Genomic DNA, 21,151 nt, shown 5'->3' with positions numbered 1-21,151 from the left:
AAGAAAGTGGCAAAGCCGGAGATTTTGCAGGTCGGACCCTATCCCGCCTGGGATGAAGGCCCTTTGAACGATCAGTTCACCGTGCACCGCTATTTCGACGCAGCCGACAAGACCGCTTTTATCACCACCGTTGGGCCACGCATTCAAGGCATTGCCACAAGGGGAGAACTCGGTGCTGACCGCGCCATGATCGACGCCTGCCCGAAGCTCGAAATCATCTCGGTCTACGGTGTTGGCTATGACGCCGTGGATCTCGAAGCTTGCCGCGCCCGTGGCATCCGCGTCACCAACACACCCGATGTGTTGACCAATGACGTTGCCGATCTGGGCGTCGCGATGATGCTATGCCAATCGCGCGGCATGATCGGCGCCGAGACCTGGGTGAAGGATGGCAGCTGGGCTGCAAAGGGTCTTTATCCGCTGAAACGCCGGGTCTGGGGCAGGCGGGCAGGGGTGCTGGGCCTTGGCCGCATCGGCTTTGAGGTCGCCAAGCGCCTCAAAGGCTTCGATATGCAGATTTCCTACAGCGATGTCGCACCGAAACCCTATGGCGAGGGCATGACATTCGTTGCCGATCCCGTGGAACTGGCCAGAACATCCGACTTCCTGTTCGTCACCCTGGCCGCATCCGCCGATACAAGACATATCGTCGGACGCGATGTCATTGAGGCGCTAGGGCCGGAGGGTATGCTGATCAACATATCCCGCGCCTCGAATATCGATGAAGCCGCCTTGCTGGAAGCGCTCGAAACCGGACGGCTGGGCTCTGCCGCGCTGGATGTGTTCGAAGGTGAGCCCAAGCTAAACCCACGCTTCCTGGCGCTGGACAACGTCCTGCTCCAACCCCACCACGCCTCCGGCACACTTGAGACCCGCCAGGCCATGGGCCAGTTGGTCCGCGACAATCTGACCGCACATTTCGCCGGCCAGGCTCTGCCAACCCCGGTTTTATGAGGATAAATCCATGAAAGCCATTGTTGCCCATGCGGCGAAAGACGTTCGCATCGAAGAGGTGGACGAGGTCGAGCCCGGTCCAGGCGAGGTAAAATTGCGGCTTGCCACGGGCGGCATCTGCGGCAGCGACCTGCACTATTACAATCACGGCGGTTTTGGCGCTGTCAGACTGAAACAGCCGATGATCCTTGGCCATGAAGTCTCGGCCTATGTCGAAACATTGGGGGCAGGGGTCACAGGACTAGGCATCGGCCAGCTCGTCGCCGTCTCGCCGTCGCGCCCGTGCCACACCTGCGCCTATTGCCAAGAAGGCCTGCACAATCAATGCATCAATATGCGGTTTTACGGCAGCGCCATGCCCTTTCCCCATATCCAGGGTGCGTTCCGGCAAAGCCTTGTCGCCGACGCCAGCCAATGCGTGGTGGCGGATGGACTGAGCGCGGGGGAGGCGGCGATGGCCGAACCGCTGGCCGTGACGTTGCATGCGACGCGGCGGGCAGGCGAAATGCTCGGCAAGCGGGTTCTGGTCACCGGTTGCGGTCCGATTGGCGTTTTATCAATCATTGCCGCCCGGAGGGCCGGGGCAAAGGAAATCGTTGCCACCGATCTCTCGGACTTTACGCTGGCACTGGCCAAGGCGGCGGGCGCTGACCGGGTGATCAACACCGCAGCCCAGCCGGATGGCCTTGCAGAATACGCGGTGGGTAAAGGCACATTCGATGTGCTTTACGAATGCACCGGCGTCGCCGCGGCACTGGCTGGCGGAATTTCCGCCATGCGTCCACGCGGCGTCATCATGCAGCTCGGGCTTGGCGGCGATATGACCCTGCCGATGATGGCCATTACCGCCAAGGAACTGGACCTGCGCGGCTCCTTCCGTTTCCACAGTGAATTTGCGGTCGGGGTGGAGCTGATGCGCAAGGGGCTGATCGACGTCAAGCCGCTGATCACCCACACCGTGCCTTTGGAAGACGCGCTTTCTGCCTTCACCATCGCATCCGACCGGAGCAAGGCTATGAAAGCTCAGATTGCCTTTTCCTGAGGAGGCTCTGAAGGCGAGGATGCGTCAGCATGTCAGAGACTTGGTATTAAATGGCATCAGGCTGAAGCAACAGCCACTTCGGCTTCCTTCAGCTTGCGCTTTTGCGCATATTTCTGGGCGATCACCGCGCAGGCCATCAGCTGGATCTGGTGAAACAGCATCAATGGCATGACGATGGCGCCGATACTTTGTCCGGCAAAAATCGCGCTGGCCATCGGCACGCCGGAGGCCAGACTTTTCTTCGAGCCACAGAAGGTGATGGCAATTTCATCCTCCTTGGAAAAACCAAGCAACCGGCTTCCGAATGTGGTGATGATCAGCGCCAGCGCCAGCAGGACCATATCGACCACCACGACCGCGCCAATATCGGCCAGCGAGAAATGCTTCCAGATCCCCTCAATGACCGCCTCGCTAAAGGCCGCATAGACCACCATCAGAATCGAGCCACGATCAATTGGCGACAGCAAGGATTTGCGCGCCCTGACCCAATTGCCGATAAAAGGTTGCAAAACCTGGCCAACCAAAAACGGGAGCAACAATTGCACGAAAATTTGCAAGACAGCGTCAAGCGAAATCCCGCCATGGCCACCGGCAGATAGCAGCAGCCCGCAGAGCAGAGGGGTGAGGATCATCCCGAAAATATTAGAGGCCGAGGCTGAACAGATCGCCGCCGGCACATTGCCCCCTGCCATGGAGGTAAAAGCGATAGACGATTGGACAGTCGATGGCAGGACACAAATGTAAAGAATGCCAAGATAAAGCGAGGTTGGCAGAAAACCCTGCACCAAGAAGCCAAGCCCTAAGCCAAGCAAGGGAAAGATCACAAAGGTCATGGCCAGGATCGACAGATGCAGTCGCCAATGCAACATGCCTGCAACCACGACATCCCGCGACAGACGCGCGCCATGCAGAAAAAACAGCGCCGCAATCGCAACTTTCGTTGCCCAGCCGAAATAAACCGCCGGCTGGCCGCTGATCGGCAAGACTGAAGCCAGAGCCACTGTACACACAAGCATCAGGGTGAATTTATCGGGTAAAAACCGCGTCATGATCGCCGCTCATCCATTCTTCACTGACAACGCGACGGCTATGGCGCCTCTTGGCAATTGTCATATGTTAACTATTTCAAGCGTTAGGGAGTAGGCCATTCATATCGACGATGCAAACCCCACTGATGCACATCTGCCATCACTTTTCAGCGTTTCAAACAAATCCGGCCTTACATCCGGCTCGTTTTCTGAAGACGGATCAAAGGGATCAAACGCTTGAAATAGTCGCAAACACAATACCTCACCCAAGTTCAACGCAGCGTGACGGTCCCAAAAGGAACAAATGCCGTGAAGTGATGTTGATAGCAGCAACGCATAATTGCCGCATAGAAAGCGCAACAAGCAAACAGTCCAGAACCGTCACCCGGAGAGGAGCCTCATGAGGCAAGGGAAAACGTCATGCAATGCGCCGGACCGGAAACTCTAGAGAGCGGGAACACATTGCCGTGACAACACAGGTTTTTGCAGATACGGACTGGCTGATCCAATGGCAACAGCATGGCACAACGGGCGAAGAAGCAATTGCTAGGTTTCTCCAACTACCAGCCCTTGAAGTCGATGACATGATCGGCATGTGGGTCGGGCAGGAGTTAGCGACAAATCATCCGATAGATGGCCTGATGCCGCCTTTCGGTTGGCACGGCAAGAATTTTGTCTCCGCAGACGAAGGTCATCCGCTGATTATGCGCGACAGCTTCGGTTTTTATCCGTTAAACCCGTTCTTCATTCCGCTGCGGCTTTTGCTTGCGTCACCCAGGCTGTTCAATAACGCGGTGGGAAGAACAGTAGTTCGTAATCTGGGACGGTTTTTTGCCTCCGGCCGGCCAAAAGCAAGATTAAGGCCTGTCGCACTGGGCGGCACTGTCAGCGCAGCGATGATCTATGACGAAAAGCCGATCATTGACCATTTTCGCCGTATCGATGACCGCCGCTGTCTCGGATTGATGGAGCATCGTGATTTCGACAGGCCATTCTTCTTTTTGTTAACCCGCGAGTGACACGCATACTTTTGCCCGCACAAGACCCGGTCGGCGTTTACAGATGTCAACCTGTCAACTTTTGGCCGAGCACCATCATGCGATAATCAGTTGTCGTTATTTCCAGTGCCACCGATCGTGCTGGTCGTTGCCATTGAAACAGGGTCACTGGCCGGAAAAGTATCTTCCAGCGCATCGTTGAGATCGCGGTCACCCTCCTCCCGGCGGGCTTGGTCGGCGAGGCGTGTACCTCCCTCAACAACTTCTTTCGTGCTGATTTCCTCCAGCAACGACCTGGCTGCTTCCGGCGCATTTTCGCGCGTCAGAGGCCGGTCCTCGCTTTGTTTCAGCTGTACGGACACCACATCACCACTGTCGGAAACGAATTCGACATTATATCCGGACCGTCCGCCCTTTTCAGGATGTACCAAGGTGCCAATCAATTCCATTGTCTTCTCCTTTGACCCACTGTCTTCTCTTCGCGTTTGACGCTCGGGTCGAAAACAGATGGGCAAGGGTTATTGTTCCTGAAAAAGCGATAGATCCTTATCTGCCAAGGGTGTTGAGCGACGGTGCGATTATTGCGTTCTGCCTATCCGCAAGTCAGCGATGAAAATTTCACTAAACGACCGCTATTTGGGGAACAGAAACGGCCGATTTCACGTTAGAGGGGTGGTCAATGGGAGATAGACGATGAAGCCATCCGACAAAGAGTGGATCGAAAAGCGAGCCTATAGCCTTTGGGAAGAAGAGGGCAAGCCGCACGGGAAAGACGACGTCCATTGGCAACAGGCCCATCGCGAATTTCACGACCTTTCGCAATCCGCGCAAAAGGCCAAGGCAGGCGCGCTCAAGCGCGCGAGCCAGGCCGCCAAAACGCAGACTGCCAAGGCTCCAACGACCAAAACGCTGGCCGCCAAGACCAGACAGAGCCCAGAAGCTGAGATGGCCGATGTGCCGCAAGATCCAAAACCTGCCGCAGCGACGAAACGCAAGCGAAAGATAATCTGATGGCACCTGTTTTTTCAGACCGACAGGACACGGCGATCGCTGCGGCTGGAATCCGCTGCCTTCCGCAACGCATGCAGAAAGGCAATGTCATCGATCAGAGTCTGCGTTCGCTCTCCGTCACCTCGGAAATTTTTCCACTCGTCAAAACTGGCGGTCTCGGCGATGTCACGGGCGCTCTGCCAAAGGCGCTCGCCAATTTTGGTGTAGCCACGCGGACGTTGATTCCAGGCTATAGCAATGTCCGCAGATTGATCCGGGACCAGCCGCCGCTTTTGGTGTTCGAAGATCTCCTTGGCGAATCCGCAGCGCTTTACGCCGCCAGCATCCACGGCCTCGACCTTTTCATACTCGATGCGCCGCAATTGTTCGACCGGCCGGGTGGCCCTTATGTGGACGAGAACTGCCTTGACCATCATGACAATTGGAAGCGATTTGCGGTCCTGTCTCTGGCAGCAGCCGAAATTGCAGCCGGTAGCCTGCCAGGCTGGGTTCCCGATGTCGTTCACACCCATGACTGGCAAACCGCTCTCACCTCCGTCTACCTGCGGCACATGGATTGCACGACGCCTGTGGTTTTGACCATTCACAATCTCGCATTCCAGGGCCAGTTCAACGCCGCCCTGCTGCCCTCGATTGGACTGCCGCCAAGCGTGATGTCAACGGACTGCATGGAGTATTATGGCGATATCAGCTATCTGAAGGGTGGTCTGATGACGTCAAGCATGATCACCGCCGTCAGCCCGACCTATGCCCGGGAAATCCTTTCGCCGCGCTTTGGCATGGGCCTTGAAGGCGTTCTCAAGCAGCGCAAGGACAAGCTGCGCGGTATCGTCAATGGGATCGATCCGGAAATCTGGAACCCGGCCACCGATCCGCATCTGTTCTCCCGCTTTGACCAGAAAACCATCGGCCTCAAGCGGTTGAATAAGGTGGATTTGCAAAACCAGTTTGGCCTCGACAACGATGACGGTCCGCTGTTTGCCGCCATTACCCGTATCACATGGCAAAAAGGCATGGATATGCTGGCGGAAGCCGCCAGCGAGATCATCGATGGCGGCGGTAAGCTGATCGTGCTCGGGCAGGGGGATCGCGCGCTGGAACAGGCGCTGATCGAGACTGCACAGCGTTTTCCTGGCCGCATGGCCGTCAAGATCGGCTATGATGAGGAAACCGCGCATCGCATTCACGGTGGTGCCGATTCCATCATTCAGCCCTCGCGTTTCGAACCCTGCGGCCTGACCCAGCTTTATGCTCTGCGCTATGGCTGTGTGCCGGTGGTGTCACGTACTGGTGGGCTGGCAGAAACCATTATCGATGCCAATGACGCAGCAATGTCTGCCAAGGCGGCAACCGGTTTCCAGTTTGACCAGATCACCACCGACGGTCTGCGCCACGCGCTTCGTCGGGCGTTGGACGCCTATGCCGTACCCCGCCATTGGCGGCGGTTGCAGCTTCAGGCCATGCGGGCACATTACAGTTGGGAGCGCAGCGCCGAACAATATGCCGCCCTTTATAATGCCGTCACTCATCGCCGTATCCCGGCGCGGACCAAGCTGGCTCGGAGCCTGCATTCATGACGGACTCAACGCCGGAAACCATGCGGGGGCGTATCAACGCCCACCGCGAATTGCTGATTTCACTTCTGACGGCAAGCCTGCAAGGACCTGAGGCCTTCAAGGATCTGATCCGTAGTCTCGAACAGGAAAGCCACCTTAGCGACGGACAGGAAGATCCCGGCGCGGTTCCAAACCGGGCGCTTTCCGAAGCTGCTGCCAAGGCGCGCGAAACCCGCGATATTCTTCAGGCAGCCAAGGCCCGCGCGGCAGACACACGCACAGAACCGCTCTCCTGAAGCAGAAGAGTAGGCCTTCCGAATGACTAACTTTCCATCACAAAATCGACTTGCCTGGTAAAACAGCGGATAAAAGCTTGCTGCTGAGCGCCAAGCTTTTATGGTTGGCGGGTGTTTATTGTCAAAGGTACCCCATGACCGTTTCCCCCAATTCATCCGCCTCACTTTGGTCGATCATCGATACCAAGACGCCTGACTTTATCGCCTTGAGCGACCGGATCTGGGGCATGCCGGAAACCTGCTACATGGAAGAATCGTCCGTCGCAGAGCATGTCGCCATGCTGAAGGCGGAGGGATTTCGCGTCAGCGAAAAATTGGCCGGAATCCCAACAGCCGTGATGGGCGAAGCAGGGGAGGGCGGTCCCATCATTGCGTTTCTGGGCGAATATGATGCCCTGTCCGGGCTCAGCCAGGAAGCGGGCGTCGCTGAACATAAGCCAATTGCCGCAGGTGGTAACGGCCATGGCTGCGGCCACAACCTGCTCGGCTCCGCAGCTCTCTTGGCCGCCGCTGCCCTGAAAGACTGGTTGAAAGAAAAAGGCTTGCCCGGTCGGGTGCGCTATTATGGTTGCCCAGCCGAAGAGGGCGGAGCCGCCAAGGCCTTTATGGTCAGGGCAGGGGCGTTCGAAGGCGTCGATATCGCCATCAGTTGGCACCCGAATTCCTTCGCTGGCGTACAGCGCACCACCTCGCTTGCAAATTCCCGTGTCGATTTCACTTTCCGGGGAAGGGCGGCCCATGCCGGATCAAACCCCGATCTGGGGCGCAGCGCTCTCGACGCGGTGGAACTGATGAGCGTCGGCGTCAATTATATGCGCGAACACATGCCATCCGATTGCCGCGTACACGCCGCCATTCTCGATGCGGGTGGTATTTCGCCAAATGTCGTACAGGCCTATGCCAAGGTTCGCTATCTGATCCGCGCCCCGGAACTGCAAGGCATGAAGACCCTTGTGGAGCGGGTCAAGAAAATTGGCGAGGGCGCGGCATTGATGACCGAGACCCGGCTGGAAACACAGGTGATCAGCGCCGTTTCCAACGTGCTGACCAATGGTCCGCTGATGGCGGCCATGCAGGAGGCCTGGGAAGAACTCGGCCCACCACCTTTTGATGCGGCGGACCGAGCTTTTGCCGAAACGATCCGCGCCGTGTTGACGCCGGAAGAAAAGTCGGCGCCCTGGCGTTTCGAGGGGCTGCCGGAACGCGATATCCCGCTTGCCGATTTCATTCTGCCCGCCCATGACCGCACGCCGCTGCTGACAGGGTCAACCGATGTCGGCGATGTCAGCTGGGTGGTGCCAACCGTCCAGGCCGATGGGCCAACCTGCGCCATCGGCACACCGTTCCATACCTGGCAATTGGTGACGCAGGGGAAAAGTCCGCTGGCGCACAAGGGCATGATCGCGGCGGCAAAGGTCATGGCCGCCACGGGCCGCGCCGCCTTTGAAAGCGAACAATTACGCGAAGCTGCTCTTGCCGATCTCGTCGCCCGTCGTAAGGGCCAGCCCTATCAAAGCCCCTTGCCTACCGACGCCGAACCGCCAATCGTTGAAATGGGTGGCCGTAAGTAAGAACCCGTATCCAGGGTCACTTTCAACGGTCTGCCTCCTTAAAGCTTTCCCGGATTTGTTCGGCGTGGCACCAAGCCGACCGGACAAATCCAAGGTATTTAGCTTGACGTTCTTTATGTAACGTTATAACAAAACCATGATATCGATATAGTTTGAAAACGGACTTGTGCGGAACCGCAACCCATGTCAGTGATAGATCCAAATGGTGCTGTGGCTTTGCAAAGAAGGCTGCGGCTGAAAAGGGAATACGGTGAGGCTTACCCAACAGGGACCGAAACCGTGGCTGCCCCCGCAACTGTAAGCGGCGAGTGGGCCTGCACGATGCCACTGGCGATAAGCCGGGAAGGCGCAGGCCAACAGCGACCCGCAAGCCAGGAGACCTGCCATTTAGATGTTCAACCGCAACGGACGGGGTGTTCCGATGGCAGCGATAAGACTTCAGGTCCGCCGAGAGGCGTGGCCATCCTTTCCTTGTTCAGACGATCCGGCCCGAGGCGCGGCACGCCTGATGTCCGGTCTACCGATGCAGGCTCCTGCATGAGCTGTGATGGTCATGGTGCCTCGCTTGAGGTGAGGGGGCTCAGCTATGGGCCAACGGGCGCGCGATCTCTGATAAAAAACGTAGATTTTACGCTTGCCGCTGGTGAGCGTCTGGCCATTATCGGCCCGAATGGAGCTGGCAAGACATCGCTGCTGCGCTGCCTTTATCGTGCCGTGCGCCCCAGTGAGGGCAGGGTGCTGCTCGACGGGCAGGATCTATGGACAATCGATCCGCGGACGGTTGCCCGCCGGATCGCAGTCGTAGTCCAGGAAATGCCGGCAGATTTCCCTTTTACCGTCGAAGATATCGTCATGATGGGCCGAATTCCCTGGCAGAAAAGCGCATGGAAAAGGTCGCAGGGTACCGGAGACGACAAAGCCAGAGCGCTGCATGCCATGGATCACCTCCATGTCACCGATCTGGCGCGACGTGATTTTGCGACTTTGTCAGGCGGCGAAAAGCAACGCGTTCTCGTCGCAAGGGCGCTGGCGCAAGACCCGCAATTGCTCATTCTGGATGAGCCATCCAACCATCTCGATATTCGCAACCAGTTGGAAATTCTCGATCTGCTGCGTGGTCTCGGCATCACCATCGTGACCACGCTGCATGACATCAATCTTGCCGCAGGCTTTGCCACGAGAGCAATTATCCTGAAGGACGGACAGATGATTGCCGAGGGCTGTCCGCACGATGTCCTGACCGCAGACCATCTGTCCGCAGCCTTCACCGTTCAAACCCATGTCCACAGCCTGGATGGCGGCGCAACCCGCAATTTTTCCTTCGCGCTCAGTGCCTGATCCGCAACCCATTGGACCATTTATGAAAAACGTACTTCTCACTTTCGTGCTCTCAACCTTTCTTGCAGCAGTCAATCTCACCGCAGCCGCAGCGGAACCCGTGACCGTCAAGAGCTGTAACCGTGAGGTTACCTTTGATACAGCCCCGCAACGCGCCGTTTCCAATGACGTCAACCTGACCGAAATGATGCTGGCGCTGAAATTACAGGACCATATGGTCGGCTATACCGGGGTCTCCGGCTGGAAGACGCTGGACGAAAAATTGCGCGACGGCGTCAGCCAATTGCCGGAACTATCGCCGAAATATCCGAGCAAGGAAGTCCTGCTCAATGCCAATGCGGATTTCTATTTCGCTGGCTGGAATTATGGCATGAAGGTCGGCGGCGAGGTGACACCGGATACGCTCAGCCCATTGGGCATCAAGGTCTATGAACTGACGGAAAGCTGCATTCATATCATGGCCAAGGCCAAGCCGACCATGGACGATATGTTCGTTGACCTCATCAACTTGGGGCGAATATTCCGTGTCCAAGACAGGGCAGAGGCATTGGTTGCAGGCTATCGTCATCAATTGGCGAAAATCCAGGCCAAAATCAGTCCAACCGACAAGCCCGCAACCGTTTTTGTCTATGATTCCGGTGAACAAAAGCCGTTCACATCAGGCCGCTTCGGGATTCCGACAGCGATGATCGAAGCCGCTGGCGGCGTCAATATAATGGATGACGTGCAGAAAAGCTGGACGGAAGTGTCATGGGAACCGGTGATCGAGCGGAATCCGCAGGTGATTATCATCGTTAACTATGGCGAAGTGACCGCGCAGCAGAAGATCGATTATATGAAGCATAACCCGGCCTTCCAGAATATCGACGCTGTGAAAAATGATCGTTTCGTTGTGCTTGACTATGTCGAGGCAACCCCGGGACCGCGCAATATCGATGCCATCGCCCGTCTGGCCCAAGCCTTTCATCCGCAAAGTCTGTAAGTCTTGACTTTCATTAGACGTATATGTGTGCCGATCCTGCTGGTTCTGACGATCATCGTCGTCGTCAGTGCCGGTATTTCACTGGGTGCGGCTCCCATTCCTGTTGCCACCGTCTGGAAGATCCTCGCCAATCACCTGGTCCCGGGAAGTTTTCCGGTGGATTGGCCAGCGGGGCGGGTGAGCATCGTCTGGGATGTTCGATTTCCACGCGTGCTACTCGGTGGACTTGTCGGGGCTGGGCTGGCGCTAACCGGGGCGGTCCTGCAACCAGCGACCCGAAATCCACTCGCCGATCCGCATCTGCTCGGCGTCTCCTCTGGCGCCGCTTTCGGTGCAATCCTCGCGTTGCTGCATACCGGCATGGTCTTCGGACTGCTGACCGTACCGCTTTTCGCATTTGGCGGGGCGCTGCTCGCCACCGCCACGGTGGGACTGGTGGCGGGATTGACCCGTAGCCTTCAGGCCGACCGGCTGGTGCTGTCGGGCGTGATTGTCGGATTTTTCTTCACCGGGCTTGGGAATCTGCTGGTCTTTCTCGGAGATCCCCGCGCCACCCAAACCGTAACCTTCTGGATGTTGGGTGGGCTTGGCCTTGCCCAATGGCAGCATCTGATTTATCCCGCCGCCGTGCTCGCTGGTGGACTTTGCTATCTCCTGCCCAATGCGCGCTTGCTGAATGCCTTGGCCATGGGAGATGAGACGGCGGCGACCCTGGGCGTACCCGTCGCTCGGTTTCGCCTGACGCTATTTGTGATCTCGGCACTGATAACAGGGACAATGGTCGCTTTTTCAGGTGCCATCGGCTTTGTCGGCCTCATGGTTCCCCATATGGTGCGAGCACTGGCAGGATCAGACAATGTCCGCGTCCTGCCGCTCTCGGCGCTGACGGGCGCATTGGTGCTGATCCTCGCCGATCTCGTCGCAAGACTGGCCGTTGCACCGGAGGACATGCCGATTGGCATCGTCACAGGTCTTGCCGGATGCCTCGCCTTTCTCTGGATCATGCGCAAGGCCCGACCCGGCGCATAGACGGCGAGACTAGGCAGACAGAGCCTTCGCCAATTGGTGTATATGCGCCGCGCCAATGCCGCAGCACCCACCAATCATCGTTGCACCCGCGTCAGCCCAATCGCATGCAAAGCGGCAATAGGCATCATCGGTCAGGTCGGCGCGGGTCTCATGCAGGCCTTCATTCGCCGCAGCCTCCCCCTGCTCGCCTTCAAAGGCATTGGCATAGACACCGATGTCCAGGAAAACACCTTTTTGCCTGAATGTCGCGGCCGCCACATCGACGGCCGCCTTCATAACTTCCGGCTTGCTGCAATTGAACAGCAGCGCCGATGCGCCAGAGCCAGCCGCCCAAAGAGCCGCATCCTCAACCAATTCGCCGGAGCGAAGCTTCGGCTCGCCTCCAGCGTCCTGTCCCGCTTCATCGGCCAGCGTAAACGAAATCCAGAAGGGCTTGCCTGTTGCGGCAACCGCTTTTTGAACGGCTTCGCCTTCGGCAATCAGGCTGAGCGTTTCTCCAAGCCACACATCGACGAAGGGCGCAAGGTTGGCAACCAGCACATCCAGATAGGCATCAACCGTCGATGGATCAAAATTCTGCGGCTCATAGGAACCGAAGATCGGAGGCAACGAACCAGCCACGAGCACCTTTCGTCCGCCAGCATCCGCCGCCTGCCGCGCCAACTGCCCCGATAGCGCAATCAGCGACGGGCCTTCGCTCTGGAAACGCTCTTCGCCGATATGAAACGGCACCAATGCATAAGAGTTGGTTGTCACCACATCCGCACCGGCCGCAATGAATTCCGCATGCACCTGGCGAACGATGTCAGGAGAATTGATAAGGGCGAGCGCCGACCATTCCGGCTGCTTCAACTCCGCACCGAGCCGAAGAAGTTCGCGGCTCATGCCGCCGTCGAGAATACGAACCTTTGTCATACATATAGTCCTGTTGGTTATCGCCGGATTGGAACCTGCGCCTCGACCACCCGGAAGCAACGGGCAATGATCGCGGTAAGAGCGAGATAGAAGAGGGTGACGACGATCAGCGGCTCATAGACGAGCAGCGTATCCTGGCGCACCTTGTAGGCAACCGCATAGAGATCCATAACCGTCACGGTAAAGGCGAGGGGAGTGGCCTTCAACTGCATGACCACTTCCCCGGCGATGGTGGGGAGGGCGATACGGATAGCACGCGGCAACCAGACACGCCGAATGAGCGTGAAGCGTCCCATGCCGAAAGCACGGCCCGCCTCAAGCTCACCCTTGGGCACGGCCAGCAATGCGCCGCGCAAAACTTCGGCCTCATAAGCCGCGTAATTGAGCGTGAAACTGACCGCCGCAAAGAAAAATCCTTCCCGCAGCAGCGGCCAGATCAGACTTTGACGAATGCCCGGGATCATCGGCAGCAATGATCCGACGCCGTAATAAAGCAACCAGAGCTGGATCAATAGCGGCGTGCCGCGAAAAAACGTCGAATAGCTGCGCGCAAGGACCCGCGTCACCGGTCCGCCGCTGACCTGCGCAAAGGCGAGGCCAATGGCCATTACAAATCCGAGGACGACCGAAATTACCAGCAATGCAAGGGTTTGCCATGCTCCGGCAAGCAGCAACGGCCAGTAATTGCCTATCCAGGAGAAATCCATCACATCTCCTAAGACAGCAGCGGCTGACCGCGCCGCACCCGGCGCTCGATCAGCTTGAAGAACAGGTTGGAAACGAGAGTGATGGCGAGATAGAGCAGGGCGGCAGCCAGGAAAAACAGGAAATAATGCTTGGTACTCGCCCCCGCCAGCCGGGTCGCCAGCGCCAGTTCCTGATAGCCGACAACGGCAACAAGCGCGCTATCCTTGGTGACAGTCATCCACAAATTGGCAAGGCCGGGCAGGGCGTTGGGCAGCAGCGCCGGCAAAGTAACCCTACGAAACCGCAGGAGCGGCGACATGCCGAAGGCTTTTGCCGCCTCACTTTGACCAACCGGGATCGCCAGGATAGCCCCCCTGAGCACTTCAGTCATGTAAGCACCTTGGACCACACCCAGAACCGCAATCGCCGCAATCAATCCATTGACTTCAACCATTGGCATCCCAAATGCCTGCAATAGTCGGTTAAGCCCATCAGTGCCTGCATAATAAAGACCGACGATCAGGATCAGTTCCGGCACGGCGCGCACCGCTGTCGTGTAGACATCGAGCAATCCGAGCAGCAGGCGGTTGCCAGACAGCTTGCCCAAAGCGCCACCAATCCCAATCACCAGCCCTATCAGAAAAGCGCCCGCCGAAATGACAAGCGTTGCCCCGGCACCCCATAGCAGCGTTCCGCCCCATCCGGGGGGATAGGGAGAAAGCAGATCGAATATGCTCGGGGAAACTGCCATTTACGTAAGTTTCCGTTTACTTACCATAGATGTTGAAATCGAAATATTTCTTGGTGATCTCATCATATTTGCCGCTGGCCCGGACAGCGGCCAGCGCCGCATTCAACTTTGCCTTCAAAGCGGTATCGTCCTTGCGCAAACCACCACCGACGCCTGAACCAAGCACGGCGGCATCATCGGCGACATCGCCCATATTGGCGCAGCAATCCTTGCCGGCATCACTCTTGACGAAAGTGTCGAGCACGATGGAATCGCCGAAGACGTAATCGATCCGTCCAGCGGACAGGTCCTGAAAGGCTTCATCCAGCGTTTGATAGGTCTTTTCCGAGGCCACCTTGGAAAAATACTTTTTGTAATATTCAGACTGAATGGTGGATACCTGAATACCGATGGTCTTGCCCTTGACGTCATCAGCGCTGGCGCCAGGCTTCATGTCCTTCGCGCCGATCAGCCGGCTGGGGGTATTGTAATATTTATCGGTGAAATCGATCACCTTTTTGCGCTCATCGGTAATCGACATGGAAGACCAGATCACGTCGAACTTCTTGGCGCCCAAAGCCGGGATCAACCCATCCCAGGACAGTTCGACAATAGAGCATTTCTCCTTCATCTCAGCGCAAACAGCATCCATCAGGTCGATTTCCCAACCCTGCCATTTGCCGCTCGCATCCTTGGCGAAGAAGGGCGGATAGGATTCATTCATCACACCAAACCGCACATCGGCCTGGGCCGAAAAAGCGGAAAAGGCAAAGGCAGCGCTGGCCAACAGCAGCGGGAAGAATTTCATAGAAAGCTTTCTCCAGGTTGAATTCAAAATTTTCAAAGATGCAGTCAGGCGCCGATGCCCCCGGTAAATTCTCGACAGCGGGCGCTGAGTGGATTGCCGAAGACCTGTTCAGGCGGTCCCTGCTCCTCAATCCGGCCCTGATGCAGAAACAGGACATGGCTGGAAACATCGCGGGCAAAGCGCATCTCATGGGTGACGAGCAGCATGGTGCGGCCTTCCTCGGCCAGATCCCGAATGACCTTCAGGACCTCACCGACCAATTCCGGATCGAGCGCCGATGTTGGCTCATCGAATAACATGACGGCAGGTTCAACGCAGAGCGCCCGCGCTATGGCCGCACGTTGTTGCTGCCCGCCCGAGAGGAAAGCCGGATAGGCATCGCGCTTATCGTAAAGACCAACCTTATGCAGCAACGCTTCGGCACGTTCGATGGCTTCCGCGCGCTTGACGCCCATCACATGCACCGGCGCTTCGATAACATTCTCCAAAACTGTGCGATGCGCCCAGAGATTGAAATTTTGAAACACCATCCCAAGTCCGGTCCGCAACCGCTCGACCTGACGCCAGCTGGCGGGCCGTGGCTCACCACGCCGCCCCATCTTTATGGCAACCTCTTCGCCATTGACAACGATACGCCCTCGATTCGGCATTTCCAGAAAGTTGATGCAGCGCAAAAACGTGCTTTTTCCAGACCCGGAGGACCCAATGATCGAAATAACGTCGCCTTTTGCCGCTCGCAACGATAGGCCCTTCAGAACCGCATGCGCGCCGAAGCTCTTGTGGATGTCTTCCACCTCAAGGGCGAAACCGCCGCCATCTGTCATACAGGCTCCAGTCTTCAAATTGTCTGTCACAATAATGGCTTACTCAAGCAGTTTATGCGCGCAATTTCGCACCAGATTGCATAATTACCGCAGAAAATCATTGCATAAAGCGGATAGTCCCTAGAAAATATTATGAATTGCAGGCTCGGAGGATCATCCCCATGGACCACTTAGATCGGTTCGATCGCCAGATCATCGATATCATTCAGAGAAATTGTCAGCTGAAGGCAGAGATAATTGCCGAGCAGATCGGGCTTTCTCTATCGGCGGTACAAAGGCGCCTGAAACGGCTGCGGGAAGAAGGGATCGTCAAAAGCGAAGTGGCGGTGGTTGACCGCAAAATGACCGGCCATCCTATGGTATTTATCGTCGGCATGGAGATTGAGCGCGACAATTACGATGCGCTCGCCCGCTTTCGCACCTGGTCGGAACGGCAGGATCATATTCAGCAGGTCTATTATGTAACCGGGCAGGTCGATTTGATCGCAATCGTCACCGCCCGTGACGTCGAGCATTACGACGATATCGCTGCCCTTATCATGGCCGAAAACCCGCAAATACGCCGAATGCATACCAATGTCGTGCTGCGGGATATCAAGCTCGGACTCTTCGTACCAATGGTGAAATAGCGGCAATCTCCTTCGCCACCGGTAGACCCGCTAAAACGCCCAGGTCAGCAGGTTTCCAGCGGCGGTGACGAGATAATAGGTCACGACACCGGCGCCAGCGGCAACGAAGAGTGAAAAAATCACCACAAGGCCATCGCGCTCCGCAAGAGCGATAGCGATCAGGATGATTGCAAGCGCAGGAGCGGTATTGCCAAAGGGAATTGGCAGGGAGATCAACACCGCCAACACGAGAATTGGCAGTGCCAGGACCATTCGCGCGGTCTTGCCCGTGAGAAACGGGAGTCGCCCGGCGATCAGCCAGCTCTCGAGTTTCAACACCCAGGGCCGTCCGAGCCGCACCATTGTTTCCACCACCTTGAGCGAAACGGTTCGCCGCGCAATGAAACCCGGAAGCCAGATCCTGTCCGCACCATACAACATCTGCACGGCAACGAATGCCAAGCAGGTGCCGAAAACCATGCCGAAAGGACCGGGCAGGGGAACCAACGTAGGAAGGCAAAGCACCAGCAAGGTGAAGGCTATCCCAATGCGCCCCCGCCGACCGATCAATTCACCGATGGAAATACCACCACGCAAACGAGCAGTTTCCAGCACTTCCAGTAGAAAGCCGGATCCCCGCACAACGTCGTCACCTGCGGCAGGACCGTGCTGTCGAGACATCATCATCATATTAATCCGTGCAACCGCTATCCCGCAGCGCTTGCTGATGCGACGCGCGCAGCACAAGGTGAATATCGGCTGTGCTGATTGCCAACTCAGCCGATGCGAAATCTGCTTGAATTTTTTCAACAAGATCGAGATCACCCGGCAATCGATGATCTTCTACATGCAGCGCCTGGGCGTAAAGCACCAAATCCTGGCCGCGCAATCCCAGGCGCTCTCCGGCCCAGAACCCAGCCAGAACATTCCGACGGGCACGGATTGTGAAGGTAGTATCGTCCTTTGGGCACCAATCCGCCCCTGAAACGCTCTGAACCATCGCATGTCCTCTGTCGTGAAGTTTTGTCATAACTTGTCCTTGTTCAAATCGTCTATACATCGCCGCCGGTCTCAGATCCAAGCAATGAGAGGGCATTTCGACACTCCGGTGAAATTTCCGAAACAACCGCAACCGGCGTAGTCCAGCCCAAAGAAATCTGTAAGCCAGAGCGAACAGCCCAGCTTGGGTTATTAAGTGCCTGTTGTAATAATTTCGGAGCTGAATCTCTCACGCATGTTTGCGCCTGTTCTATTGTACTTGCCGATGCATTCATCGACGCCAGGCGACTGCGAAGATCCGCCTCTATCGGGTCGATAAGAAAAAAGCTGATCAGAGTCGCAAAGATTTCCGTAAACACAACCCTGCTCCTAGCGCACGATATTCAAAAGCTTAGGGGCGGGGGTACGGTAACGGCAGTCACGCCCGGCGCGGTATGACATGTTTATCGCCATCGATGACAAGCAATTGAAATGAAAATAAGCGGGTGAACCAGCTGGCAAAACCAAGAGCATGGCTACAATCCTATGCCGGCGCAGGTGTCGAAAACGGTCCGACATCGCAGAAGCGCCGGCGGCTGCTGCCAGAGGGGCCCGGACCACGGGTTGACCTGAAGATGGCGCCGTAAGCCGACTGTTTCAAGGCGCAGATTCGGCGATTTCATGGAATTTTCAGTCTGAAAATGGACAGTTATCCAAGACCTATATCGTGCAAAGCCTGTTTTCATTTGAAAAAGGCAGCGCGTCGCGATTCCTGTTGATGCGTTTATGCGATACAAGACAAAGGAAACCATCCGAAGCAAAGCCGAGGCCGCATCGCATGACCGAAAACAGCTACTTCACCAATTACGGGGGCCTGCCGCCTCAAACCCAGTTGCTTTCTGGCAAGGCCGTTTTCAAAACCGCCTATGCCGTCATTCCAAAGGGCGTGATGAGCGACATCGTCACCAGTCTTCTTCCGCATTGGGAAAAGACCCGCGCCTGGATTATCGCCAGACCCATGACTGGATTTTCCGAAACCTTTTCGCAATACGTGATGGAAATCCAACCGGGAGGGGGCAGCACGCGACCGGAACCGGATGCCAATGCGCAAGCAGCCATTTTCGTTGTCGAAGGTGCGTTCACGCTTACACTTGGTTCAACTGCGCATAATCTTCGTGCCGGGTCTTTCGCTTTTCTGCCGGCCGGGTCGACGTGGAAAGTTCTCAACACCAGCGATGCTCCGACAAAATTCCATTGGGTTCGCAAGACATTCCAACCGGTAGACGGATTGGAGCCACCACCAGCAATCTTCACCCATGAAGACGAGCATGAGATTGCCATGATGCCGAACACCGGCGGCGCCTGGGGGACAACCCGGTTCATCGATCCAAATGATATACGCTATGACTTCCACCTGAATATCGTCAGCTTCCAACCTGGCGGCATCATTCCGTTCATGGAAACCCATGTGATGGAACACGGCCTCTATGTCCTGGAAGGCAAAGCCGTCTACCGACTGAACGACGACTGGGTCGAGGTGGAGGCCGGTGACTTCATGTGGTTGCGCGCCTTCTGCCCACAAGCCTGCTACGCCGGCGGTCCCGGCAGGTTCCGCTATCTGCTTTACAAGGATGTCAACAGACACGCCCGTTTGTGGCCTTGAGCCAGCTCAGTTCATCCCTGGGAAAAATCGAAATGCGAGGGATGCATCTTCCTTCGCATTTCTGAGCTTCGCCTGACAATTTTGGACTAGGCACGATTGAATTTCTTGCGAAACCTGCCCCGGCTGGATGGATGATTTTGGATCCATGGGAGCATATTCCTGGATCGAACAGCGGGTTGCAGCCATAATATTGGACTGGATTTCGGGGCCAGAATCAGCAGTTGCACAGCGCCTCCTACGAGGAGACAACGGTCTGATAGCTACGTCAATGCTTTGGAAATTTGGAGCCGACTAGCGGCCTAATACGCGCTCGCATTCCACTCTGATGATGTCGGCAACATCGAGAAGAAGCTGGTTCGCGACATCATCGACCTCTGGATCAAGATTGCGGTCTTGACTGAGAAGATACTCATCCGCCCAGCCAGCGAGATCACGGATGCGGTACGCGAACGGCGGTGGAGGATTGGCCTGCATCCAAGCGCGAAAGTGTTCGATAATGGATGATGGGCCGCCGTTGAGAACACGGTAACCGAGATCAAGATCGGCTTTTGAAAATGGCGGAACAGTGGGTTGTCTAGGGTTCCCGATCAGCCGTCCTACGACTTCGGCAGTCTCGATGAAGTCACCGACCTCCCTTTCCGATGAGTGACCATCACGGTTGATCAGGTGCCGGATGACATAGGATTCGAGCGTGTCCTCTCCGTCGCCCAACTCGACATGAGGCAACCTTTCCGATGCCGCATGGCTATAGCGTGGCCACCATCGACCGATCGATCTCTGGCCATGTCGGATAGGTTCCAGGGAGCATTGGTGAACTGGACACATCCTGAAGAATTCGAGATGCCACCACACCCGGTGGTATGGAACCTCGGCAATACAATGTCGACACTCAAGCCGACGCGCCCATCGGAACTCATTCCGTCGGAACGTCTGCCCAGCGAGGAAAATCCGGCCATTTCGCTCGACGGGCGTCCAGTGTCGGAGCCTCTCCTTGTCCGCTTCGGAAATCGGCAGTCGAAAGATCCGCTCGAGCAATTCTTCCGACTTGAAGATCGTGTCGACACCAACCTCGGATGCGTACATCTCAGGCAGATGATTGCATTCGTCTATAACCAGACGGCTGAAGTAGCTGCTGGCGGGTTCGCCAATTAAGGGCAAAACCCGCCAGAACGTGAATGGGCGGCCGCTCAATTTCGCCCTGCCTTGTAGCCGAAGTAGTCGATGTCGTCGCCGGGTCTGATCCTCGTTCGGACTGCCTCGCGCAGATGCTCGACCAGAATGCAGGCGGACAGATCATTGAGGGCGAGATAGCCAGCGGCCTCCACGATGTTCATCACCCGGCCGATCTGCCCGCCACTATATCTGTGGAAATGCTCCCGATAATTCTCCAGGCGACTGGGCGCGGAGAACGGGAGGCGCTTGTCGATGCTTCTCAGCACGTCGCCGAAAAACTCCAGCTCCTGCGGACTGCTCGTCAGCGGTTTCAGGGTCTCGGAGCGGTAGGCCCGCCGCACGAAGGCCGGGATGTCATACACGAACTTGTCGATATCGGGTTCGCCTACAAGCAGAATGGTGACCATCCGGGTGTCAACGACGTCCTTCACGAACCCATACATCTCGGCAGCCAGTTGTGAGGATCTCTGGTTGAAGAACATGAATTGTGCGTCGTCCAGGATCAGATGCTCTGTCTTGCATTTGAGCACCCGCTCTACAGACCAATCGAAGGGATCCTCCCGGGACAGAATTCGATGGGGAGAGGAAGTCGCCCGTTTGATCTTGTTTCCCAACCGTTCACGGTTCATGCCAAGGGAGGCGCTGATATGAAGGACCGGGAATTCCATGCCGACATCGCCGTCCCGAGGCGGGTATCTGTTCGCGTACGCCTCGCAGATGACAGTCTTCCCAGAACCCGACTCCCCCAACAGCCCGCCGACGACCCCCAGGTTGGGAGTGCCGTGGTCGGCTGGACGGTGTAGAGTCGCGATCATCGCCAGGCCGAGGTTATAGGTACGATACGGGATCCTCAGGTACTTGATAAGATGCTGGCGCGTTGGGATGGGAAGGCGACTTGCGCGCTCCCTGTCTTCCGGTGTTTCGAAAACCATGTCTGTCGGCACGGGAATCATGATGCCT

At 56.7% G+C, this 21,151-nt stretch carries 24 protein-coding genes, 1 pseudogene and 1 riboswitch; of the genes and pseudogenes, 12 read left to right on the top strand and 13 right to left on the bottom strand.

The features are described from left to right. The first annotated feature begins 6 nt into the window (after positions 1 to 6). Together FS819_RS18310 and FS819_RS18305 are read left to right on the top strand one after the other, a co-directional pair. Positions 7 to 954, top strand: coding sequence for a 2-hydroxyacid dehydrogenase (locus tag FS819_RS18310; RefSeq protein ID WP_234624694.1), 948 nt, complete (start codon positions 7 to 9; stop codon positions 952 to 954). Positions 955 to 964: 10 nt separating this feature from the next. Next, complete coding sequence (locus tag FS819_RS18305; protein WP_156549759.1) at positions 965 to 1,996, top strand: L-idonate 5-dehydrogenase; 1,032 nt, start codon at positions 965 to 967, stop codon at positions 1,994 to 1,996. A 56-nt stretch (positions 1,997 to 2,052) separates the two neighbouring features. On the opposite strand, the gene FS819_RS18300 is transcribed toward FS819_RS18305, so the two are convergent. Then, on the bottom strand, positions 2,053 to 3,045 hold the full coding sequence (locus FS819_RS18300) for a bile acid:sodium symporter family protein (protein WP_156549757.1): 993 nt from the start codon (positions 3,043 to 3,045) through the stop codon (positions 2,053 to 2,055). A gap of 446 nt (positions 3,046 to 3,491) precedes the next feature. Here FS819_RS18300 and FS819_RS18295 point away from each other — a divergent pair, with 446 nt between their 5' ends. After that, positions 3,492 to 4,043, top strand: a complete 552-nt coding sequence (locus tag FS819_RS18295; RefSeq protein ID WP_197434126.1) for a DUF4334 domain-containing protein — start codon at positions 3,492 to 3,494, stop codon at positions 4,041 to 4,043. An 86-nt stretch (positions 4,044 to 4,129) separates the two neighbouring features. Here FS819_RS18295 and FS819_RS18290 read toward each other — a convergent pair whose 3' ends face one another. Continuing rightward, entirely contained in the window at positions 4,130 to 4,471 is a 342-nt protein-coding gene (locus FS819_RS18290; protein WP_156549753.1) for a hypothetical protein, read from the bottom strand. A 244-nt stretch (positions 4,472 to 4,715) separates the two neighbouring features. Here FS819_RS18290 and FS819_RS18285 point away from each other — a divergent pair, with 244 nt between their 5' ends. From FS819_RS18285 to FS819_RS18255, 7 genes are all read left to right on the top strand, one after another. Next, on the top strand, positions 4,716 to 5,033 hold the full coding sequence (locus tag FS819_RS18285) for a DUF2934 domain-containing protein (RefSeq protein ID WP_070163380.1): 318 nt from the start codon (positions 4,716 to 4,718) through the stop codon (positions 5,031 to 5,033). A 101-nt stretch (positions 5,034 to 5,134) separates the two neighbouring features. Further along, positions 5,135 to 6,610: a glycogen synthase GlgA gene (gene glgA, locus FS819_RS18280; RefSeq protein ID WP_197434136.1), complete on the top strand. Its 1,476-nt coding sequence runs from the start codon at positions 5,135 to 5,137 to the stop codon at positions 6,608 to 6,610. Further along, a complete protein-coding gene (locus FS819_RS18275; protein ID WP_156549751.1) occupies positions 6,607 to 6,885 on the top strand; it encodes a hypothetical protein in 279 nt (92 codons plus the stop codon). The genes glgA and FS819_RS18275 overlap by 4 nt, the downstream gene beginning before the upstream one ends. A gap of 134 nt (positions 6,886 to 7,019) precedes the next feature. Then, positions 7,020 to 8,456 carry an amidohydrolase gene (locus FS819_RS18270; RefSeq protein WP_156549749.1) on the top strand — a complete coding sequence of 479 codons (1,437 nt, stop codon included), beginning with the start codon at positions 7,020 to 7,022 and terminating at the stop codon, positions 8,454 to 8,456. Between the two features lie 186 nt (positions 8,457 to 8,642). Continuing rightward, a riboswitch (cobalamin riboswitch) is annotated at positions 8,643 to 8,858 on the top strand. Positions 8,859 to 8,993: 135 nt separating this feature from the next. Further along, entirely contained in the window at positions 8,994 to 9,794 is an 801-nt protein-coding gene (locus tag FS819_RS18265; RefSeq protein WP_197434125.1) for an ABC transporter ATP-binding protein, read from the top strand. Positions 9,795 to 9,816: 22 nt separating this feature from the next. Beyond that, a complete protein-coding gene (locus FS819_RS18260) occupies positions 9,817 to 10,776 on the top strand; it encodes an ABC transporter substrate-binding protein (RefSeq protein ID WP_156549747.1) in 960 nt (319 codons plus the stop codon). Positions 10,777 to 10,803: 27 nt separating this feature from the next. Continuing rightward, on the top strand, positions 10,804 to 11,805 hold the full coding sequence (locus tag FS819_RS18255; protein WP_234624693.1) for a FecCD family ABC transporter permease: 1,002 nt from the start codon (positions 10,804 to 10,806) through the stop codon (positions 11,803 to 11,805). Positions 11,806 to 11,814: 9 nt separating this feature from the next. Here FS819_RS18255 and FS819_RS18250 read toward each other — a convergent pair whose 3' ends face one another. The 5 genes from FS819_RS18250 to FS819_RS18230 are packed head-to-tail and all read right to left on the bottom strand — an operon-like array spanning position 11,815 to position 15,769. Further along, complete coding sequence (locus tag FS819_RS18250) at positions 11,815 to 12,720, bottom strand: homocysteine S-methyltransferase family protein (RefSeq protein ID WP_156549745.1); 906 nt, start codon at positions 12,718 to 12,720, stop codon at positions 11,815 to 11,817. Between the two features lie 17 nt (positions 12,721 to 12,737). Next, on the bottom strand, positions 12,738 to 13,427 hold the full coding sequence (locus tag FS819_RS18245; RefSeq protein ID WP_156549743.1) for an ABC transporter permease: 690 nt from the start codon (positions 13,425 to 13,427) through the stop codon (positions 12,738 to 12,740). 8 nt (positions 13,428 to 13,435) lie between these two features. Beyond that, positions 13,436 to 14,158 (bottom strand): ABC transporter permease, encoded by a 723-nt coding sequence (locus tag FS819_RS18240; RefSeq protein ID WP_156549741.1) that lies wholly within the window; start codon positions 14,156 to 14,158, stop codon positions 13,436 to 13,438. Between the two features lie 16 nt (positions 14,159 to 14,174). Continuing rightward, positions 14,175 to 14,945: a transporter substrate-binding domain-containing protein gene (locus FS819_RS18235; protein ID WP_156549739.1), complete on the bottom strand. Its 771-nt coding sequence runs from the start codon at positions 14,943 to 14,945 to the stop codon at positions 14,175 to 14,177. Between the two features lie 44 nt (positions 14,946 to 14,989). Next, a complete protein-coding gene (locus FS819_RS18230) occupies positions 14,990 to 15,769 on the bottom strand; it encodes an ABC transporter ATP-binding protein (RefSeq protein ID WP_156549737.1) in 780 nt (259 codons plus the stop codon). A 161-nt stretch (positions 15,770 to 15,930) separates the two neighbouring features. Here FS819_RS18230 and FS819_RS18225 point away from each other — a divergent pair, with 161 nt between their 5' ends. Further along, positions 15,931 to 16,398, top strand: a complete 468-nt coding sequence (locus FS819_RS18225) for an Lrp/AsnC family transcriptional regulator (protein WP_156549735.1) — start codon at positions 15,931 to 15,933, stop codon at positions 16,396 to 16,398. A gap of 30 nt (positions 16,399 to 16,428) precedes the next feature. Here the strand turns inward: FS819_RS18225 and FS819_RS18220 are convergent, their stop codons facing one another. The 3 genes from FS819_RS18220 to FS819_RS18210 are packed head-to-tail and all read right to left on the bottom strand — an operon-like array spanning position 16,429 to position 17,735. Further along, positions 16,429 to 17,064, bottom strand: a complete 636-nt coding sequence (locus FS819_RS18220) for an exopolysaccharide biosynthesis protein (RefSeq protein ID WP_197434124.1) — start codon at positions 17,062 to 17,064, stop codon at positions 16,429 to 16,431. 4 nt (positions 17,065 to 17,068) lie between these two features. Further along, positions 17,069 to 17,407: an ATPase inhibitor subunit zeta gene (locus FS819_RS18215; protein ID WP_197434123.1), complete on the bottom strand. Its 339-nt coding sequence runs from the start codon at positions 17,405 to 17,407 to the stop codon at positions 17,069 to 17,071. A gap of 22 nt (positions 17,408 to 17,429) precedes the next feature. Then, positions 17,430 to 17,735: a hypothetical protein gene (locus FS819_RS18210; protein WP_156549729.1), complete on the bottom strand. Its 306-nt coding sequence runs from the start codon at positions 17,733 to 17,735 to the stop codon at positions 17,430 to 17,432. A gap of 458 nt (positions 17,736 to 18,193) precedes the next feature. Here FS819_RS18210 and FS819_RS18205 point away from each other — a divergent pair, with 458 nt between their 5' ends. Beyond that, on the top strand, positions 18,194 to 19,018 hold the full coding sequence (locus FS819_RS18205) for a bifunctional allantoicase/(S)-ureidoglycine aminohydrolase (RefSeq protein WP_156549726.1): 825 nt from the start codon (positions 18,194 to 18,196) through the stop codon (positions 19,016 to 19,018). Positions 19,019 to 19,309: 291 nt separating this feature from the next. Here the strand turns inward: FS819_RS18205 and FS819_RS18200 are convergent, their stop codons facing one another. The 3 genes and pseudogenes from FS819_RS18200 to FS819_RS18190 all read right to left on the bottom strand — a co-directional run bounded on the left by FS819_RS18200 (position 19,310) and on the right by FS819_RS18190 (position 21,144). Next, positions 19,310 to 19,744 carry a hypothetical protein gene (locus FS819_RS18200; RefSeq protein ID WP_234889356.1) on the bottom strand — a complete coding sequence of 145 codons (435 nt, stop codon included), beginning with the start codon at positions 19,742 to 19,744 and terminating at the stop codon, positions 19,310 to 19,312. A gap of 132 nt (positions 19,745 to 19,876) precedes the next feature. Then, positions 19,877 to 20,176 (bottom strand): annotated as a pseudogene (locus tag FS819_RS18195) (hypothetical protein); the annotation flags it as partial. 29 nt (positions 20,177 to 20,205) lie between these two features. Beyond that, the gene (locus tag FS819_RS18190) at positions 20,206 to 21,144 is read right to left on the bottom strand and encodes an AAA family ATPase (protein WP_156549724.1); all 939 of its coding nucleotides are present in this window, start codon (positions 21,142 to 21,144) and stop codon (positions 20,206 to 20,208) included. Positions 21,145 to 21,151: the final 7 nt, after the last annotated feature.

It is taken from the genome of Allorhizobium sp. Av2, from assembly GCF_021462805.2.
In the GTDB taxonomy this organism is placed as follows: domain Bacteria; phylum Pseudomonadota; class Alphaproteobacteria; order Rhizobiales; family Rhizobiaceae; genus Allorhizobium; species Allorhizobium vitis_G.
The sequence above is the reverse complement of the archived record's forward strand: the minus strand, read 5'-3'. Positions and strand labels throughout refer to the sequence as shown.

What these genes read in the sequence shown, in the direction of transcription:
- FS819_RS18305 (WP_156549759.1), top strand. Translation starts at nt 965, where the DNA reads ATGAAAGCCATTGTTGCCCATGCGGCGAAAGACGTTCGCATCGAAGAG.
- FS819_RS18300 (WP_156549757.1), bottom strand. Translation starts at nt 3,045, where the DNA reads ATGACGCGGTTTTTACCCGATAAATTCACCCTGATGCTTGTGTGTACA.
- FS819_RS18290 (WP_156549753.1), bottom strand. Translation starts at nt 4,471, where the DNA reads ATGGAATTGATTGGCACCTTGGTACATCCTGAAAAGGGCGGACGGTCC.
- FS819_RS18285 (WP_070163380.1), top strand. Translation starts at nt 4,716, where the DNA reads ATGAAGCCATCCGACAAAGAGTGGATCGAAAAGCGAGCCTATAGCCTT.
- FS819_RS18275 (WP_156549751.1), top strand. Translation starts at nt 6,607, where the DNA reads ATGACGGACTCAACGCCGGAAACCATGCGGGGGCGTATCAACGCCCAC.
- FS819_RS18270 (WP_156549749.1), top strand. Translation starts at nt 7,020, where the DNA reads ATGACCGTTTCCCCCAATTCATCCGCCTCACTTTGGTCGATCATCGAT.
- FS819_RS18265 (WP_197434125.1), top strand. Translation starts at nt 8,994, where the DNA reads ATGAGCTGTGATGGTCATGGTGCCTCGCTTGAGGTGAGGGGGCTCAGC.
- FS819_RS18260 (WP_156549747.1), top strand. Translation starts at nt 9,817, where the DNA reads ATGAAAAACGTACTTCTCACTTTCGTGCTCTCAACCTTTCTTGCAGCA.
- FS819_RS18250 (WP_156549745.1), bottom strand. Translation starts at nt 12,720, where the DNA reads ATGACAAAGGTTCGTATTCTCGACGGCGGCATGAGCCGCGAACTTCTT.
- FS819_RS18245 (WP_156549743.1), bottom strand. Translation starts at nt 13,427, where the DNA reads ATGGATTTCTCCTGGATAGGCAATTACTGGCCGTTGCTGCTTGCCGGA.
- FS819_RS18240 (WP_156549741.1), bottom strand. Translation starts at nt 14,158, where the DNA reads ATGGCAGTTTCCCCGAGCATATTCGATCTGCTTTCTCCCTATCCCCCC.
- FS819_RS18235 (WP_156549739.1), bottom strand. Translation starts at nt 14,945, where the DNA reads ATGAAATTCTTCCCGCTGCTGTTGGCCAGCGCTGCCTTTGCCTTTTCC.
- FS819_RS18230 (WP_156549737.1), bottom strand. Translation starts at nt 15,769, where the DNA reads ATGACAGATGGCGGCGGTTTCGCCCTTGAGGTGGAAGACATCCACAAG.
- FS819_RS18225 (WP_156549735.1), top strand. Translation starts at nt 15,931, where the DNA reads ATGGACCACTTAGATCGGTTCGATCGCCAGATCATCGATATCATTCAG.
- FS819_RS18220 (WP_197434124.1), bottom strand. Translation starts at nt 17,064, where the DNA reads ATGATGATGTCTCGACAGCACGGTCCTGCCGCAGGTGACGACGTTGTG.
- FS819_RS18215 (WP_197434123.1), bottom strand. Translation starts at nt 17,407, where the DNA reads ATGACAAAACTTCACGACAGAGGACATGCGATGGTTCAGAGCGTTTCA.
- FS819_RS18205 (WP_156549726.1), top strand. Translation starts at nt 18,194, where the DNA reads ATGACCGAAAACAGCTACTTCACCAATTACGGGGGCCTGCCGCCTCAA.
- FS819_RS18190 (WP_156549724.1), bottom strand. Translation starts at nt 21,144, where the DNA reads ATGATTCCCGTGCCGACAGACATGGTTTTCGAAACACCGGAAGACAGG.